This is a genomic window from Mycolicibacterium chubuense, assembly GCF_001044255.1.
Taxonomy (GTDB): domain Bacteria; phylum Actinomycetota; class Actinomycetes; order Mycobacteriales; family Mycobacteriaceae; genus Mycobacterium; species Mycobacterium chubuense.
The window spans coordinates 40,833-56,578 of sequence record NZ_JYNX01000091.1 but is presented as its reverse complement, the minus strand read 5'-3'; the positions used below and the strand labels follow the sequence as shown (position 1 = coordinate 56,578).

Genomic DNA, 15,746 nt, shown 5'->3' with positions numbered 1-15,746 from the left:
ACGCCGGCATCCGCGACCGCAACGGCACGCGACCCATCGCAACACTCCTCAATCACACGGGGTGTTGCATCGACCCCTTGAAACCGCCAGCAGACTGACGACCGCCAGTGCACTTTCGGTGTCAGCTCTTGACGCGGTCCGGTCGCGTGTAGACGTTCATCGAGTCGCCGCGCAGGAAGGCGACCAGCGTCACGCCCGACTGGGCGGCCAGATCCACGGCCAGTGAGGACGGCGCCGACACCGCCGCCAGGATCGGGATGCCGGCCATCACGGCCTTCTGGGTCAGTTCGAACGACGCCCGCCCGCTCACCAGCAGCACCGTGCCGCCCAGCGGTATCCGATGCTGCTCCAGCGCCCATCCGATGACCTTGTCGACGGCGTTGTGCCGACCGATGTCCTCGCGCACGACCAGCGGCACCCCGTCGGTGTCGAACAGGGCGGCGCCGTGCAGGCCGCCGGTGGCGGCGAAGACCTTCTGCCGGCTGCGCAGCGCGTCCGGCATCGCCGAGAGTGTCTCCGCGGTGATACTCGACGGGTCGTCGCCGGGAGCGTGCTTGCTGACGAGCCGGACGGCTTCCAGCGACGCCTTGCCGCACACCCCGCACGACGACGTGGTGTAGAAGTTCCGCGTCGGGTCGACCTCCGGTGCCGCAACGCCGGGCGTCAGCGTCACGTCGAGCACGTTGTAGCTGTTGACCCCGGTGTCGTCGGCGCCGCGGCAGTACCGCACCGAAGCGATGTCCTCGCGTCGCGTCACGACGCCCTCGGTGAGCAGGAAGCCCTGCGCCAGCTCGACGTCGGAACCCGGGGTGCGCATCGTGACCGTGATCGCACGGCCGTCGACGCGGATCTCGAGCGGTTCCTCGACGACCAGGGTCTCGGGGCGCGCGGCCGTGCTCTCGGCCGTCACGTGGTGCACCCGTCGGCGCGCCGTCACCCGGCCCACGGAAATCGCTTTCGCTCGGACATCTGTCCCATTGTGGTCTGTTCACCGCGGGACGGCCACGACGCCCCGTCCGTCATCTCCGCATTCTGACGTTGACGCGCGCGTAACAGGATCGGCATCGAGTGTTCCTACTGTTGGCCGGTCAATCGTCCGTGAAACAGAGGCGGACGACGCAGCGGATAAGGAAGTCCATTGAGCGGTAACTCGGTACGCCTGCAGGCGATCAACAATGTCGAAGCGTATGTCCCGCCGGCGATCAGCTTCGACCCGGCCGAGGCGCCCGGCGAGGTGTTCGGGTCGAACGTGTTCACCAAGGCGGAGATGCAGCTGCGGCTCCCCAAGTCGGTGTACAAGTCCGTGGTCGCCACCATCGAGAAGGGCGCCAAGCTCGACCCGGCGGTCGCCGACTCGGTCGCCTCGGCGATGAAGGACTGGGCCCTGTCGAAGGGTGCGACGCACTACGCGCACGTCTTCTACCCGATGACCGGGCTGACCGCCGAGAAGCACGACAGCTTCCTCGAGCCGGTCTCCGACGGGCAGACGCTGGCCGAGTTCGCGGGCAAGACGTTGATCCAGGGCGAGCCGGACGCGTCGAGCTTCCCGTCCGGCGGTCTGCGCAGCACCTTCGAGGCGCGCGGTTACACCGGCTGGGACGTCACCAGCCCCGCCTACATCCTGGAGAACCCGAACGGCAACACGCTGTGCATCCCGACAGTGTTCGTGTCGATGACCGGGGAGGCCCTGGACTACAAGACCCCGCTGCTGCGCAGCCAGCAGGCGATGGGGACGCAAGCCGAGCGCATCCTGAAGCTGTTCGGGCACAAGGACTTCGACAACATCGTGTCCTTCTGCGGTCCGGAACAGGAGTACTTCCTGGTCGACCGGCACTTCTTCCTCGCCCGGCCCGACCTGATCAACGCGGGCCGCACCCTGTTCGGAGCCAAGCCGCCGAAGGGCCAGGAGTTCGACGACCACTACTTCGGCTCGGTGCCCGAGCGGGTGCTGGGCTTCATGATGGACACCGAGCGTGAGCTGTTCAAGCTCGGCATCCCCGCCAAGACCCGGCACAACGAGGTCGCTCCCGGCCAGTTCGAGATCGCGCCGATGTTCGAGCGGGCCAACATCGCCGCCGACCACCAACAGCTGTTGATGACGATCTTCCGCAACGTCGCCAAGAAACACGGCATGGAATGCCTCTTCCACGAGAAGCCTTTTGCCGGGGTCAACGGCTCGGGCAAGCACGTCAACTTCTCGATGGGCAACGCCCAGTTCGGCAGCCTGCTGGTGCCGGGCGACACCCCGCACGAGAACGCCCAGTTCCTGGTGTTCTGCGCCGCGGTGATCCGCGCCGTGCACAAGTTCGCGGGTTTGCTGCGGGTGTCGGTGGCCTCGGCGACCAACGATCACCGGCTCGGCGCCAACGAGGCTCCGCCGGCGATCATCTCGATCTTCCTGGGCGCGCAACTGGCCGATGTGTTCGAGCAGATCGCCAAGGGGGCGGCGACGTCGTCGAAGGGCAAGGGGTCCATGATCATCGGCGTCGACACGCTGCCCGAGCTGCCCACCGATCCCGGCGACCGGAACCGCACCAGCCCGTTCGCGTTCACGGGCAACAGGTTCGAGTTCCGGGCGCCCGGATCAGGTCAGACCATCAACGTGCCGATGATCATCCTCAACACGATCATGGCCGACTCGCTGGATTACATGGCGACGGTGCTGGAGAAGGCCGTCGGCGACGGCGAGGACTTCGACCAGGCCGTGCAGAAGCTGCTGACCGAGATCATCACCGATCACGGCGCGGTGGTGTTCAACGGCGACGGTTACTCGGAGAACTGGCAGATCGAGGCCGCCGAGCGGGGCCTGCCGAACCTCAAGACGACGCTCGACGCGATTCCCGAGCTGATCAAGCCCGAGGCGGTCGAGGTGTTCGAGCGCTACGGGGTGTTCAACGCGCGAGAGTTGCACAGCCGCTACGAGGTTCGTCTCGAGCAGTACGCGCTGACGATCGGTGTCGAGGCGAAGCTGGCCCTCGAACTCGGGACGACGGTGATCCTGCCCGCCGCGGTGCGGTACCAGACCGAGCTCGCGCAGAACGTGGCCACACTCAAGGCCGCCGGCGTGGCCGCGGATACCACGCTCCTGGAGGCGGTTTCAGCGCCGATCGCGGAGTTGACCGCCGCGCTGGGGTCGCTGAAGGCGGGGCTTGCGGACCACTCTGCCGAGTCCGCGCTCGACGAGGCCACGCATGCGCAGAAGGTGCTGTTGCCGGCGATGGACGCGGTGCGTGCCGCCGCCGACGCGCTCGAGGGCGTGGTGGCCGACGACCTGTGGCCGCTGCCGACGTACCAGGAGATGCTCTACATCCTGTAGGCGGAGCGTTGTTGTCGGTGAGCGCTTCTAACGTCTCGTCCATGCCGAACAGCAAGAGCAGGACGAAGAAGAGCAGGGGCAAGGCGTGGCGACGACGTCGCGCCCAGCCCGCGCGCCCGATCGCCCCGGCGCACTCGCGGGCGCCCGCGCCGCCCGCGCGCGTGGCACCGGTCGAGATCGATGACTGGGACGACGGGTCGTGGGACGACCCTTGGCTGGACGACGAGGACGACGAGGACGACGAAGACGACGAGGTCTTCAGCGACGCGTTACTGGGTGAGGCGCTGGGTGCACGCGGCTGGATCGTCTTGGAAGCCGGCGATTCGTCCGACACCTGGGGTTATCGACGGACTAGAGAAGACGCTCGCGTCGTCGTGGGCACCTCGATCGGCGTGATCGGGGCCGCTCGATATGTGGTGGCGTCCTACGGCGGGGAACCGGTGGTGTGGAGCGGGGTCTACGACAGCCGGGAGGAACTGCTCGCCGACATCGAGTCGATCGAGGCGCAACGACGCCCTGAGTCGCTCAGCCGGGGTCGATGATCTGCACGACCCCGGCGGTCACGCCGGCGACGAACAGTCGACCCGTCGTCGCGTCGACGCCAATCGTGTACGGATTCTGCACCGTGGCAATGCGTTTGACCTCGCGCGGTGTCGGCTCGGCCATGTCGTAGCCAGTCACCTCGTTGGTGCCCGACGACGCCACCCACAGCCGATCCCGCGTCGGGTCGTAGGTGATGCCGTACGGACCGCCGGGCTGGGCGATCTCGGCGATCTGGCGGGGTTGCGTGTCGAACACGCGGACCGCGTCGCCTCGGGTGTCCGCGGCGATGTAGCGGCCGTGCTTGTCGGCCACCAGATGGGTCGGTCCGTCTCCGGCGGGCGTGGATCCGACGATGGTCAGGTTCTCGGCGTCGTACACCGTCAGGTCGTTCTTGCGAACGTCCAGCATCCCCATCCGGTCGCCCACCGGCGCCATGCCGGCGGGCTGGACGCTGTCGGTGAAGACCTTCACGATGTCGTCGCCGCGCAGCACGGTGACGGTGCCACCGAGCTCGTTGGCGACGAACACCGTTCCGTTGGGCGCCTCGGACGCGTCGTGCGGCACGGTGCCGGTGATGATCTGCGACTCCGCGCGGCCGCCGGGTAGCTCGACGCGGACCAGCGCGTTCGCGCTCTCCACCGGGACCAGAACGGGGCCGCCGGGTTTGGCGAGCTGCAGGTGCCGGGCCACGCCCGGAAGGGGAGTGCGTCCGGTGATCTCACCGGTGTCGGCGTTGATCAGGACCAGCTGGTTCGGTTTCCGGGTGGCGACTGCCACCGTGCGGCTCACGGCGTCGACGACAACGCCCTCGGGGGCGGACCCGACCGGGATCAGCCGACCTGGCGGCGGTTGGGGCGGCGCGGGCGCCGACTGGGGTTCGGCGGCGGGCGGCAGGCTGTCGGTGGGCGGACGGGTGCCCTCGGTCGGGGCACCCGGCGGAATGAGCCCTGTCGTGGTCGGCGTGCTGACCGGTGCCGATGGTGTGGTGGACGGGGTCGCCTGGTCCACGTCCTGACCGCTGCACCCGCTGACGAGAAGGGCCAGAGCGAGCAGCAGCCGATACCTCATGGTGTCGGGTTTACCCGATCAGGCGGTCGCGGACTCCACGTGGCAACTGCCGTAAGAAAGCCGATATTCGGCCGGACCGCTGGCGGAGTCCGCGCCGGTCCGCGTGGTAGCACTCTGTGGGGTCGATGTCAGGCCAGCGCGAGGAACAGCTTCTCGAGCTCGGCCTCCGTCATGGGCTTCGCGCCGTCGGCGCCTTCACCCGTGATGCATTCCCGCAAGCCGGTGGCCACGATCTTGAAACCCGCCTTGTCGAGGGCCCTGGACACCGCGGCCAGTTGAGTGACCACGTCCTTGCAGTCCCGCCCCTGCTCGATCATCGAGATGACCCCGGCGAGTTGTCCCTGTGCCCTGCGAAGCCTGTTGAGCACCGCGGCGATGCTGTCTTCGTCACCAACCATGAGCGTCTCTCCTTTCACGCGTTACAGCCATGGTACCCGCGGGGGTATTTCCCGGTGCTCATGCTGCCGCGCTGGCGTGGCGGTTCGCCACCAGGTGGCGTAGCGGACAGAATTCAGTTCGGTTGCAGGCGAGGTACATCGCCAGGGCAACGGCTGTCAGCGCAGCAGCGGCGATACCGACGGCGAGGTGGATTTCCTGCGCCAGGATGACCGAGGACATTCCCAGGACGAACCATCCGAAGGCTTTCCGCAACGCGTCGGGGTCGACCATCGCGGTCAGGCGTGCGCCGATGAGAGCGCCGACCACGGCGGCGGCGGTGACGGCAAGGGCCACACCCCAGTCGATGTGCACGCTGGACAGGTAACCGGCCAGGCCGGCGAACGACTTCATCGCGATGACGATCAGCGAGGTGCCGACCGCGACCGGCATGGGCAGCCCGCCGAGCAGGGCCAGTGCGGGCACCACCAGGAATCCGCCGCCGGCGCCGACGAGGCCGGTGACCAGGCCGACGACGAGGCCCTCGGCGATGATCTTCGGTATCGGCATCCGGTGTGCGCCGTCGGCGGCGTGGACATTCTTGCGGCCGCGGAGCATCGCGATGGCGGTGGCGATCATCATGACGGCGAAGCCGATGAGCAGCACCGTGCCCGGGATGAAGCGGGCCAGCAGACCGCCGGCGTAGGCGCCGGCCATGCCCGCCGCCCCGAAGATCAGGCCGGTGCGCCATTGCACCCGGCCGGCGCGGGCGTGGGAGACGGCGCCGACTGCGCTGGTCACGCCGACCACGAGCAGCGAGGTGGCGATCGCCTGTTTGGCGTCCATGCCGGCGACGTAGGCGAGCAACGGGACGGTCATGATCGAACCGCCTCCGCCGAGGAGGCCCAAGGCAATGCCGACGAAGACAGCCAGGCCGACGGTCAACGCGATCATGGTGGTCACCCGACCTTCTGATCGGCGGGCGACCCGATGAGCTGGGCGACTACCGTCGGAGCGTCACAGGTGGCGCCGCGGTTGTAGGGCAGCTTCGACAGCAGCATGCCCATAGCGCAGGTGTTCGACAGCGCGGCGTAGGTGAGCCCGCCGCCGACGCCGGCCGCGAGCCACTTGAGCTTGGGCGCGGCAACGCTGCCCAGGATGCTGGTCAGCACGATCGAGCCGGCGACCAATCGCACCTGGCGCTCGAGGTCCCAGCGTGGAGTGCCGCGGTTGACCGCGAAACCGGCTGACTCCCACGCCACGATCCCGCCGTCGAGGATGTGCACGTTGGCCAGGCCGGCGTTGCGAAGCGACTCCTCGGCCTGCGCGGCGCGCTGCCCGGAGCGACACACGAGCACGACCTCGTCGTCGAGATGCTTGATGATCTCGTCGCGGTGCTCGCGCAGCAGGTCCAGCGGCACGTTGTAGGCCCCGGCGATGTGCGCGGTCTCGAACTCACCGGGTGTTCGCACGTCCAGCACCCGCGGTGGCGCGGCCGAACCCAGGCGCTCGCTGAGGTTCTGCGAATCGATCGTTGCGGTGGTCGTCATGGCGATGAGGGTCCTTCCAGCTGGCCGGCGGTGACGAAAGCCTCTAGGGCACAGATACCGCCGGGGGTATCTTTGGTTGAGATGGTAGGCATACCCCATGGGGTATTGTCAAGCGGGAATCAGATACCCTCCAGGGTAGTTGACATACCCATAGGGGTATATGCCAGGATGGCGTTATCGCACCGAATGAAGGGATTGAGGACATGAAGTTCATCCAGTACTACTTGGATTGTCTGTCGCATGCGTCGTATCTGATCGCTGACGAAACCACCGGGCGCGCAGCGGTTGTCGATCCGCAGCGCGATGTGTCCGAGTATCTGGCCGACGCCAAGGAATTGGGTCTGACCATCGAGTTGGTGATAGAGACGCACTTTCACGCGGACTTCCTCTCCGGTCACCTCGAGTTGGCCAAGGCCACGGGCGCGAAGATCGTCTTCTCCTCCGTCGCCGAGACCGAATTCGAGTCGATGGGTGTCGCCGACGGCGAGATCTACTCGCTGGGCGAGGTCACGCTGGAGTTCCGCCATACCCCCGGACACACCCCGGAGTCGCTGAGCATCGTGGTCTACGAGCACCCTGGCGACAAGGTGCCCTACGGCGTGCTGACGGGCGACGCGCTGTTCATCGGCGACGTCGGCCGGCCCGACCTGCTGGCCTCGATCGGGTTCACCCGTGAGGAACTGGCCGACAAACTCTATGACTCACTGCACAACAAGCTGATGACCCTGCCCGACGCGACCCGGGTGTACCCCGCGCACGGTGCGGGCTCGGCGTGCGGCAAGAACCTGTCCACCGAGTTGTGGTCCACGATGGGCGACCAGAAGGCCACCAACTACGCGCTGCGCGCCCCGGACAAGGCCACGTTCATGAATCTGGTCACCGAGGGTCAGCCACCGGCACCGGGCTACTTCGTCTACGACGCGATCCTCAACCGCAAGGACCGCGAACTGCTCGATGAGACCAAGATGCCGACCGCGATGACCTATCCAGAGGTGCTCGCGGCTATCGACCGCGGCGCCGTGCTGGTCGACGGCCGCACGCCCGAGGAGTTCGCCCTGGGGCACCTACGCCGCGCTGTCAACATCGGTCTGGAAGGCCGCTACGCCGAGTTCGCCGGCTCAGTCCTGCCCTCCGACGTCGACATCGTGCTGTTCACCGAGCCCGGTCAGGAGCTGGAAGGCAAGAACCGGCTCGCCCGCATCGGCTTCGATCGGGTCATCGGCTACCTCGACAAGCCGTTCGAGGTGATGTTCGAGAATCGCGATGACGTCCAGGTGGCATCGCGACTGACGGCCAAGGCGTTTGACGAGCGTGCGGCGCAGATCGCCGCTCTGCAGATCGTCGACGTCCGCAATCCCGGCGAGGTCGAGGCCGGCGCCATCCCGAACGCGATCCCGATCCCCGTGGGCCAGTTGCCCGCCCGGCTGGGCGAACTCGACCCCGCCAGGCCGACCGTCGTGTACTGCGCCGGAGGCTACCGGTCCTCGGTCGCGGCCAGCCTGCTGCGCCAACACGGCTTCACCGATGTCAGCGACATCCTGGGCGGCTATGGCGCCTGGGCAGAAGCCACCCAGAACGCCTGACCCGATTACAGGAGACACGTAGATGACCATCAAGGCCAAGCATCAGATCCTGATCGTCGGTGGCGGCACCGCCGGCATCACCGTCGCGGCCCGGCTGCTGCGCAGGGGCTACTCCGACGTCGCAGTCATCGAGCCGTCACTCGCGCACTACTACCAGCCGCTGTGGACTCTCGTCGGCGGCGGGCAGGCGAAAGCCTCGTCGACAGAGCGGCCCGAAGCCTCGGTCATCCCGAAAGGCGCGGCGTGGATCAGAAACAGCGCCAGCGCTTTTGATCCCGACAACAACATCGTCACGTGCGCCGACGGGACCGCTTACGCCTACGACGTGCTGGTCGTGTGTCCCGGGATCCAACTCGACTGGAAGAGCACCGAGGGGCTGGAGGACGCCCTGGGGCGTGACGGCGTGTCGTCGAACTACAGGTTCGACCTCGCGCCACGCACCTGGGAGTACATCCGCAACCTTCGATCCGGTACCGCGGTTTTCACGGTGCCGTCCGGTGCGATCAAGTGTGCCGGGGCTCCGCAGAAGATCGCATACCTCGCGTCGGATTACTGGAGAAAGCAACGTGTGCTGAAGGATATCGACGTCCATCTCGTGATGCCGGGTGCACGGCCGTTCGGCATTCCGGCCATCGCCGACAGTCTCGACAAGGTCATCGCCGACTACGGCATCACGTTGCATACCAATTCCGAGGTGACCTCCGTCGACGCGGCGTCGCACAAAGTCGGCATCACCAGCGTCGGTGCCGGCGGAACCGACACGATGCTGCCCTACGACGTGCTGCACGCGGTGCCCCGCCAGTCGGCTCCGGACTGGATCAAGTCCAGTCCGCTGTCCACCGGCGACGCGGCCGGTTATGTCGAGATCGACAAACACACCCTGCAGCATGTGCGTTACCTGAATGTGTTCAGCCTCGGGGACGCCGGCTCGTCGCCGAACTCGAAGACCGGCGCAGCGATCCGCAAGCAGGCTCCCGTTGTCGTCGACAACATCGACGCGTTACTGACCGACCAACCGCTTCGCGCGTCGTACGACGGGTACTCGTCATGTCCCATCGTCACCTCGTCGCACGCCATGCTGCTCGCGGAGTTCGACTACGACCTCAACCTCGAGCCGTCGTTCCCGGTGCTCGACCCGACCAAGCCGCATCGGACGTACTGGTACCTCAAGAAATACGGTCTCCCGTTCATGTACTGGAACCTGATGCTCAAGGGCCTTGCCTGACAGTTCAACTGCGGCACAGAGAAAGGACACCGCAATGTCAACAGTCAATCTGTCAACATCGAACTTCGAATCCACGATCGCCGACAACTCCGTTGTCGTGGTCGACTTCTGGGCGTCGTGGTGCGGGCCGTGTCGCGCCTTCGCTCCGGTCTTCGACCGCTCGGCGACGTCACACCCCGACGTCATCCACGCCAAGGTCGACACCGAGGCCGAGCCGGAAATCGCTGCAGCGCTGCAGATTCAGGCGATCCCGACGATCATGGCCTTCCGCGACGGCGTGCTTGTCTACCGCCAACCGGGCGCGATGCCGACTGCGGCGCTGGAGGACCTGATCACCAGGGTCAAGGCGCTCGACATGGCCGACGTGCGCGCGAAGATCGCCGCCGAGAGCTGACAGGGAGATCCCGTGTGCTACCCCCAGAAGTGCCCCCGGTGTGGAAAGACCGGCTGGGCCGGTTGCGGTGAACACGTCGATGACGTGATGCGCTCGATAGCTCCAGCCCAGAGATGTACGTGCGAGCTGGGTTTCCCCGGCGACGATCAACAGAAAAGGAAACAGACATGACGACCGGTGCGCTCGCCGCTTCCGTCGTCGGCATGCCGCGAATCGGTGACGCGGCGCCGTCGTTCACCGCCGAGACGACGCAGGGTGAGATCAACTTCCCGGCGGACTATATGGGCACATGGGTCAACCTGTTCTCTCATCGTGATCGGCGAACACGCTCAGGCTGACCTCAGATCCAACAACCTGGAGAGGAATTCGCCAATGACACTGGCGATATCGACCACACTGCGTGCCTCCTTCGAGGAGGCTGTGGACATGACCCGGAAGGCGCTCGCCCAGCAGGGTTTCGGAGTGCTCACCGAGATCGACGTCAAGGCCACGCTGAAGGCGAAGCTGGACGAGGAGATGGAGGACTACCTGATCCTCGGCGCGTGCAATCCTGCGCTGGCCCACCGGGCGGTCGGTGTGGACCGTCAGATCGGTCTGTTGTTGCCCTGCAACGTCGTGGTGCGCTCGGACCCGAAGCGAGACGGTGTGGTGATCGTCGACGCAATGGACCCTCAGATCATGGTCCAGGTCGCGGACCAACCCGGTCTGCGTGAGGTCGCCGACGACGCCGCGGTCAGGCTACACGCCGCCATCGACGCACTGTCCCCGTCTTCGCCGACGGAGTGATCACGACCCCGGACGTGCTCGTGGAGGGCGAACGATGACCATCGGGATCGCCCTCGCGCTGGGCGCCGTGATCGGCGTGATGCTGGGCCTGCTCGGCGGTGGCGGATCCATTCTCGCCGTGCCGGCACTGGTCTATGTTCTGGGCCTCGATATCGGCCAGGCGATTCCGATCTCCCTCATTGTGATCGGCATCGCGTCCGCTGTCGGTGCTGCCCCGAAAGTGATTGCACACCAGGTGCAGTGGCGGCTTGCCGCGATCTTCGCCGCGGCAGGCATCCCGGCGACCTTCCTCGGCACCGCGATCGGCCGGCATCTTCCGCAACCGGTGCTGCTGACCGGCTTCGCGCTGGTGATGGTCGTGGCGGGGATTCGGATGCTGCAGGACAAGGGGGACAAGGGAACCGCCTGCAGGGTGGAAGGCGCCGGGATCAACTGGCGCCGCTGCGCCCCGCGATCGATCCCCGCGGGATTCCTCGTCGGCCTGCTGACGGGCTTGTTCGGCGTCGGCGGCGGTTTCCTGATCGTTCCGGCACTGGTGCTGATGCTCGGCGTGGAGATACCGATCGCCATCGGCACCTCGTTGCTGATCATCGTTGTGAACTCCGCCTCCGGATTGATCTCGCATCTGGGTGGGGCCGGCATCGATTGGTCGATCACCGGGGCATTCGTCGGCACCGCCATCATCGGGTCGCTGATCGCAGGCCATTACGGCACCAAGCTCGACACTCAGCGGCTCCAGCGGTGGTTCGCCTACCTTGTCTTCGCCGTGGCGGCCTATGTGCTCGTCGACAGCGTGTTCATCCACTAGCGGCATCGGAAGGGTGCCGCGTGCACCTCTCTGTCATCGAAACCTCCAGCCCCCGGGAATGCAGCTACCTGGTCGACCACGGCGATATGCCGAGTGTCAGAGGACAGCGCGCGTCGTCTCGGCCGCCAGCGCAAGGGCCTCGGGCACCGGCAGGACACGAAAGGACTCGGATAGGATCTCCACGCCCCACGGTCCGTCGAAGCCCTTGCCGCGCAGCAGGTCGATCAGCCCGGAAAGGTCGAACGTGCCCTCGCCGCAGAGCTTTCGACGGTTGACGGTGTCCTCGAACAGCGTGCCGATCACCTCGGCTGCGGCGTCGTCGAGTTCCACGCCGAAGACCATCTCCCCGGGCAGGGCGGCGTCGAGCTCGGTCAGCGGGGTGCCTGCCCGGAACACGTGCCAGGCATCGACGAGCAGACCGACCCCGGAATGCCCTGTCATGTGCGCCAATTGGGCGCCCATCGGGACCGTGGCGAGGCCGGAGAACGGCATCGTCTCGATGGCCAGGCGCGTACCCCGCTGCCGAGCCTGCTCGGCCAGTTCGCGCAGTGGCGCGACGAGATGGTCCAGGTCGGTGAACGCCGGACCGGCCTGCGAACCGATTTTGATGAACGTCGGCTGGAGCACCTCGGCGGCATCGAGCAGCAGATCCCGGACGGCGTAGGTGTTGCCCGCGTCGCCGCGCGGAACCCACCATCGTTCGATCAATTCGATCTCGACATGGGTCAGGCCCGCGTCGGCGATCATGTCGCGCAGTGCCGCGAGGCCGATCGAATCACGCACGGCGGCAATGTCATCGGCGATGAGGCCCATGCCGGCGTAACCGGCCGCAGCGATGGCGTCGATGCGCTCGGCGATCGGCACCGGGCTGGTGGCCGGGCTCCGCATCGGCGAGGTGTCCCCGGCGCTGGTCCATGCCGTGGCGACGAGTGTGGGTCCTCCCATCGACGCGACGGGTCAGCCGTTCTGGGGGAAGCCGAGGTTGAGGCCGCCGTGGCTGGGGTCGAGCCAGCGGGCGGTGATGGCTTTTTGGCGGGTGTAGAAGTGGATGCCGTCGAGGCCGTGGGCGTGGCTGTCGCCGAAGAGGGAGGCTTTCCAGCCGCCGAAGCTGTAGTAGGCCATGGGTACGGGGNGGGGGAAGCCGAGGTTGAGGCCGCCGTGGCTGGGGTCGAGCCAGCGGGCGGTGATGGCTTTTTGGCGGGTGTAGAAGTGGATGCCGTCGAGGCCGTGGGCGTGGCTGTCGCCGAAGAGGGAGGCTTTCCAGCCGCCGAAGCTGTAGTAGGCCATGGGGACGGGGATGGGGACGTTGATGCCGACCATGCCGACTTCGACTTCGTTTTGGAAGCGGCGGGCCGCACCGCCGTCGTTGGTGAAGATGGCGGTGCCGTTGCCGTAGGGGTTGGTGTTGATCANGAGGCTTTCCAGCCGCCGAAGCTGTAGTAGGCCATGGGTACGGGGATGGGGACGTTGATGCCGACCATGCCGACTTCGACTTCGTTTTGGAAGCGGCGGGCCGCACCGCCGTCGTTGGTGAAGATGGCGGTGCCGTTGCCGTAGGGGTTGGTGTTGATCAGCTCGAGGGCTTGGTCGTAGGTGTCGACGCGCAGGACGGAGAGGACGGGTCCGAAGATTTCGTCGGTGTAGACGCTCATGTCGGGGGTGACCTGGTCGAGCAGGGTGGGGCCGAGCCAGAATCCGCCGGGTTCGCCGGCGGGGGTGACCTGGCGGCCGTCGAGGACGACTTTGGCGCCGGCGGTTTCCCCGGCGTCGATGTAGCCCGCGACTTTGTCGCGGTGCGCGGCGGTGACCAGGGGTCNTCGTCGGTGTAGACGCTCATGTCGGGGGTGACCTGGTCGAGCAGGGTGGGGCCGAGCCAGAATCCGCCGGGTTCGCCGGCGGGGGTGACCTGGCGGCCGTCGAGGACGACTTTGGCGCCGGCGGTTTCGCCGGCGTCGATGTAGCCCGCGACTTTGTCGCGGTGCGCGGCGGTGACCAGGGGTCCCATGTCGGCGTTGCGGGTGCCGTCGCCGGTGGTGATGGTGGCGGCGCGTTCGGCGATTTTGGCGACGAGGTCATCGGCGATGGGGCCGACCGCGACGGCGGCGGAGATGGCCATGCAGCGTTCNGGTGATGGTGGCGGCGCGTTCGGCGATTTTGGCGACGAGGTCATCGGCGATGGGGCCGACCGCGACGGCGGCGGAGATGGCCATGCAGCGTTCTCCGGCGCTGCCGAAGCCGGCGTTGACCATGGCGTCGGCGGCCAGGTCGAGGTCGGCGTCGGGCAGGATCACGGCGTGGTTCTTGGCCCCGCCGAGGGCTTGGACGCGTTTGCCGGCGGCGGTGCCGGTGGTGTAGACGTACTGCGCGATGGGGGTGGATCCGACGAACGACACCGATTTGATGGTGGGGTTGGTGAGCAGTTCGTCGACGGCGGTTTTGTCGCCGTGCAGGACGTTGAACACCCCGGCGGGCAGCCCGGCTTCTTTCCACAGCGCGGCGAGCCACAGCGACGCGGAGGGGTCTTTCTCGCTGGGTTTGAGGACGACGGTGTTGCCGGTGGCGATGGCGATGGGGAAGAACCACATCGGGACCATGGCGGGGAAGTTGAACGGGGAGATGATGGCGACCGGGCCCAGGGGTTGGCGCAGGGAGTAGACGTCGACTTTGGTGGAGGCGTTCTCGGTGTAGCCGCCTTTGAGCAGGTGGGGGATGCCGCAGGCGAACTCGACGACTTCCTGACCGCGGGACACTTCGCCCAGGGCGTCGGAGACGACTTTGCCGTGTTCGGCGGTGATGATCTCGGCCAGCTCACCTTTGCGCTCGTTGAGGAGTTCGCGGAACCGGAACAGGATCTGGGTGCGTTTGGCCAGCGAGGTGTCCCGCCAGGCGGGGAACGCTGCGGCGGCGGCGTCGATCACGTGGCGGGCGTCCTCCACGCTGGCCAACGCGACCTGCCCGGTCACCACCCCCGTCGCCGGATTCGTCACCGGCGCCGTCGCGCCACTAGAACCAGCAAAAACCTCGTCATTGACCCAATGGGCAATCGTGTTGGTCATGTCGTTTGTTCCTTCTGTCTCAGGGCTTGAGGTCTGCGAGCTGCACGTCGACGGGCAGACCGGTGTCGAGGGATTCGACGCCCGCGGCGCACACCGCGGCCGCCGCGTAGCCGTCCCAGGCGGTGGGGCCGTCGATGTATGTCCCCGTGGTGTGCCCGCTTTGCACCGCGTCGACCCACCGCTGGATCTCGGTGTCGTAGGCGCGGCCGAACCGTTCACGGAATCCGGGGGTGATCCGGCCGCCCCACTTTCCGGGCGCGGACTTGCGGATCAGCCCGACGTCAAGACCGATCATCGCGCTGCCGCGTTCGCCGACCACCTCGGTGCGCACCTCGTAGGCCACGCCGGTGGTGACGAACAACTCGACGTCGACGTGCCGGCCGCTCACCGTCTTCAGGATTGCGATCTGAGGATCGATGACACCCTCGGGCGCACCGGGATTCGAGGCCGGCCGGACGATCTGCACGCTGGCGATCTCCTCGCCGAACAGAAACCGGGTCACATCGACCTCGTGCACCAGCGAGTCCTTGACGATCAACGAGCTGTCGAAGTAGCTGGGCACGCTCGGGTTGCGATGCACACAGTGCATCACCAGCGGAGTGCCCAGCTCGCCACCGTCGAGCAGCGCCTTGAGCGCGATGTACTCCTCGTCGAACCGCCGCATGAAACCGACCTGGATCAGCGGGCGCTGCAGCTCGGCCTCCCGCCTGACGATCTCCAACGACGTAAAGACATCGGTGGTCAAGGGCTTTTCGCACATCACCGGCTTGCCGTGCTCCAGGCAGGCCAGTAGCTGCTTCTCGTGGGTGCTGCCCGGGGTGGCCAGTACCACGGCATCCACGTCGGCGTCGGCGATCGCGTCCAACGGGTCGGACACCGCACGGCAGCCGTCGATCTCGGACGCGATCTGCTCGGCCTTCTCCGCGACGAAGTCGTTGACGACCGTCACCCGCGCCCCGGAGATCCGGGACGTGATGCGGGCGACGTGGTCGGCACCCATCACTCCGACACCGAGCACGGCGACTCTGAGGTCGGACATGCC

General features: G+C 66.8%; 15 protein-coding genes and 4 pseudogenes. 8 read left to right on the top strand and 11 right to left on the bottom strand.

Going from position 1 to position 15,746, the window contains the following annotated elements; translation table 11 throughout:
• Window positions 1-121: 121 nt before the first annotated feature.
• Complete coding sequence (fdhD, locus tag MCHUDSM44219_RS27505; protein WP_048421449.1) at window positions 122-946, bottom strand: formate dehydrogenase accessory sulfurtransferase FdhD; 825 nt, start codon at window positions 944-946, stop codon at window positions 122-124.
• A gap of 192 nt (window positions 947-1,138) precedes the next feature.
• On the opposite strand from fdhD, the gene MCHUDSM44219_RS27500 reads away from it, so the two are divergent.
• Together MCHUDSM44219_RS27500 and MCHUDSM44219_RS27495 are read left to right on the top strand one after the other, a co-directional pair.
• Window positions 1,139-3,316, top strand: a complete 2,178-nt coding sequence (locus MCHUDSM44219_RS27500) for a glutamine synthetase III family protein (protein WP_048421448.1) — start codon at window positions 1,139-1,141, stop codon at window positions 3,314-3,316.
• Window positions 3,317-3,357: 41 nt separating this feature from the next.
• On the top strand, window positions 3,358-3,858 hold the full coding sequence (locus MCHUDSM44219_RS27495; protein ID WP_048421447.1) for a hypothetical protein: 501 nt from the start codon (window positions 3,358-3,360) through the stop codon (window positions 3,856-3,858).
• On the opposite strand, the gene MCHUDSM44219_RS27490 is transcribed toward MCHUDSM44219_RS27495, so the two are convergent.
• The 4 genes from MCHUDSM44219_RS27490 to MCHUDSM44219_RS27475 all read right to left on the bottom strand — a co-directional run bounded on the left by MCHUDSM44219_RS27490 (window position 3,842) and on the right by MCHUDSM44219_RS27475 (window position 6,852).
• A complete protein-coding gene (locus tag MCHUDSM44219_RS27490; protein ID WP_109778016.1) occupies window positions 3,842-4,927 on the bottom strand; it encodes a YncE family protein in 1,086 nt (361 codons plus the stop codon). The two genes, MCHUDSM44219_RS27495 and MCHUDSM44219_RS27490, sit on opposite strands and share 17 nt — an antisense overlap.
• A gap of 128 nt (window positions 4,928-5,055) precedes the next feature.
• Entirely contained in the window at window positions 5,056-5,325 is a 270-nt protein-coding gene (locus tag MCHUDSM44219_RS27485) for a metal-sensitive transcriptional regulator (RefSeq protein WP_048421446.1), read from the bottom strand.
• 58 nt (window positions 5,326-5,383) lie between these two features.
• Complete coding sequence (locus MCHUDSM44219_RS27480; RefSeq protein ID WP_048421456.1) at window positions 5,384-6,256, bottom strand: sulfite exporter TauE/SafE family protein; 873 nt, start codon at window positions 6,254-6,256, stop codon at window positions 5,384-5,386.
• Between the two features lie 5 nt (window positions 6,257-6,261).
• Complete coding sequence (locus MCHUDSM44219_RS27475) at window positions 6,262-6,852, bottom strand: rhodanese-like domain-containing protein (protein ID WP_048421445.1); 591 nt, start codon at window positions 6,850-6,852, stop codon at window positions 6,262-6,264.
• Window positions 6,853-7,055: 203 nt separating this feature from the next.
• On the opposite strand from MCHUDSM44219_RS27475, the gene MCHUDSM44219_RS27470 reads away from it, so the two are divergent.
• From MCHUDSM44219_RS27470 to MCHUDSM44219_RS27450, 6 genes and pseudogenes are all read left to right on the top strand, one after another.
• Window positions 7,056-8,435, top strand: coding sequence for an MBL fold metallo-hydrolase (locus MCHUDSM44219_RS27470; RefSeq protein ID WP_048421444.1), 1,380 nt, complete (start codon window positions 7,056-7,058; stop codon window positions 8,433-8,435).
• A gap of 22 nt (window positions 8,436-8,457) precedes the next feature.
• Window positions 8,458-9,660, top strand: coding sequence for an NAD(P)/FAD-dependent oxidoreductase (locus tag MCHUDSM44219_RS27465; RefSeq protein ID WP_048421443.1), 1,203 nt, complete (start codon window positions 8,458-8,460; stop codon window positions 9,658-9,660).
• Between the two features lie 34 nt (window positions 9,661-9,694).
• Window positions 9,695-10,054 carry a thioredoxin gene (gene trxA / locus MCHUDSM44219_RS27460; RefSeq protein WP_048421442.1) on the top strand — a complete coding sequence of 120 codons (360 nt, stop codon included), beginning with the start codon at window positions 9,695-9,697 and terminating at the stop codon, window positions 10,052-10,054.
• Window positions 10,055-10,257: 203 nt separating this feature from the next.
• Window positions 10,258-10,365: pseudogene (locus MCHUDSM44219_RS29295) on the top strand (peroxiredoxin); the annotation flags it as partial.
• Window positions 10,366-10,426: 61 nt separating this feature from the next.
• On the top strand, window positions 10,427-10,840 hold the full coding sequence (locus MCHUDSM44219_RS27455; RefSeq protein ID WP_048421441.1) for a DUF302 domain-containing protein: 414 nt from the start codon (window positions 10,427-10,429) through the stop codon (window positions 10,838-10,840).
• A gap of 34 nt (window positions 10,841-10,874) precedes the next feature.
• Window positions 10,875-11,648, top strand: a complete 774-nt coding sequence (locus tag MCHUDSM44219_RS27450) for a sulfite exporter TauE/SafE family protein (RefSeq protein ID WP_048421440.1) — start codon at window positions 10,875-10,877, stop codon at window positions 11,646-11,648.
• Window positions 11,649-11,744: 96 nt separating this feature from the next.
• Here the strand turns inward: MCHUDSM44219_RS27450 and MCHUDSM44219_RS27445 are convergent, their stop codons facing one another.
• The 6 genes and pseudogenes from MCHUDSM44219_RS27445 to MCHUDSM44219_RS27425 form a co-directional block, all read right to left on the bottom strand.
• Entirely contained in the window at window positions 11,745-12,593 is an 849-nt protein-coding gene (locus MCHUDSM44219_RS27445) for a sugar phosphate isomerase/epimerase family protein (RefSeq protein ID WP_048421439.1), read from the bottom strand.
• 188 nt (window positions 12,594-12,781) lie between these two features.
• Window positions 12,782-13,060: pseudogene (locus MCHUDSM44219_RS29665) on the bottom strand (aldehyde dehydrogenase family protein); the annotation flags it as partial.
• Between the two features lies 1 nt (window position 13,061).
• A pseudogene (locus MCHUDSM44219_RS30560) lies at window positions 13,062-13,464 on the bottom strand (aldehyde dehydrogenase family protein); the annotation flags it as partial.
• 1 nt (window position 13,465) lies between these two features.
• Window positions 13,466-13,773, bottom strand: a pseudogene (locus MCHUDSM44219_RS31485) (aldehyde dehydrogenase family protein); the annotation flags it as partial.
• 1 nt (window position 13,774) lies between these two features.
• On the bottom strand, window positions 13,775-14,704 hold a 930-nt coding region (locus MCHUDSM44219_RS27430), incomplete at its 3' end, for an aldehyde dehydrogenase family protein (protein ID WP_169788134.1).
• Window positions 14,705-14,723: 19 nt separating this feature from the next.
• The gene (locus MCHUDSM44219_RS27425; RefSeq protein WP_048421455.1) at window positions 14,724-15,743 is read right to left on the bottom strand and encodes a Gfo/Idh/MocA family protein; all 1,020 of its coding nucleotides are present in this window, start codon (window positions 15,741-15,743) and stop codon (window positions 14,724-14,726) included.
• Between the last annotated feature and the right edge of the window lie 3 nt (window positions 15,744-15,746).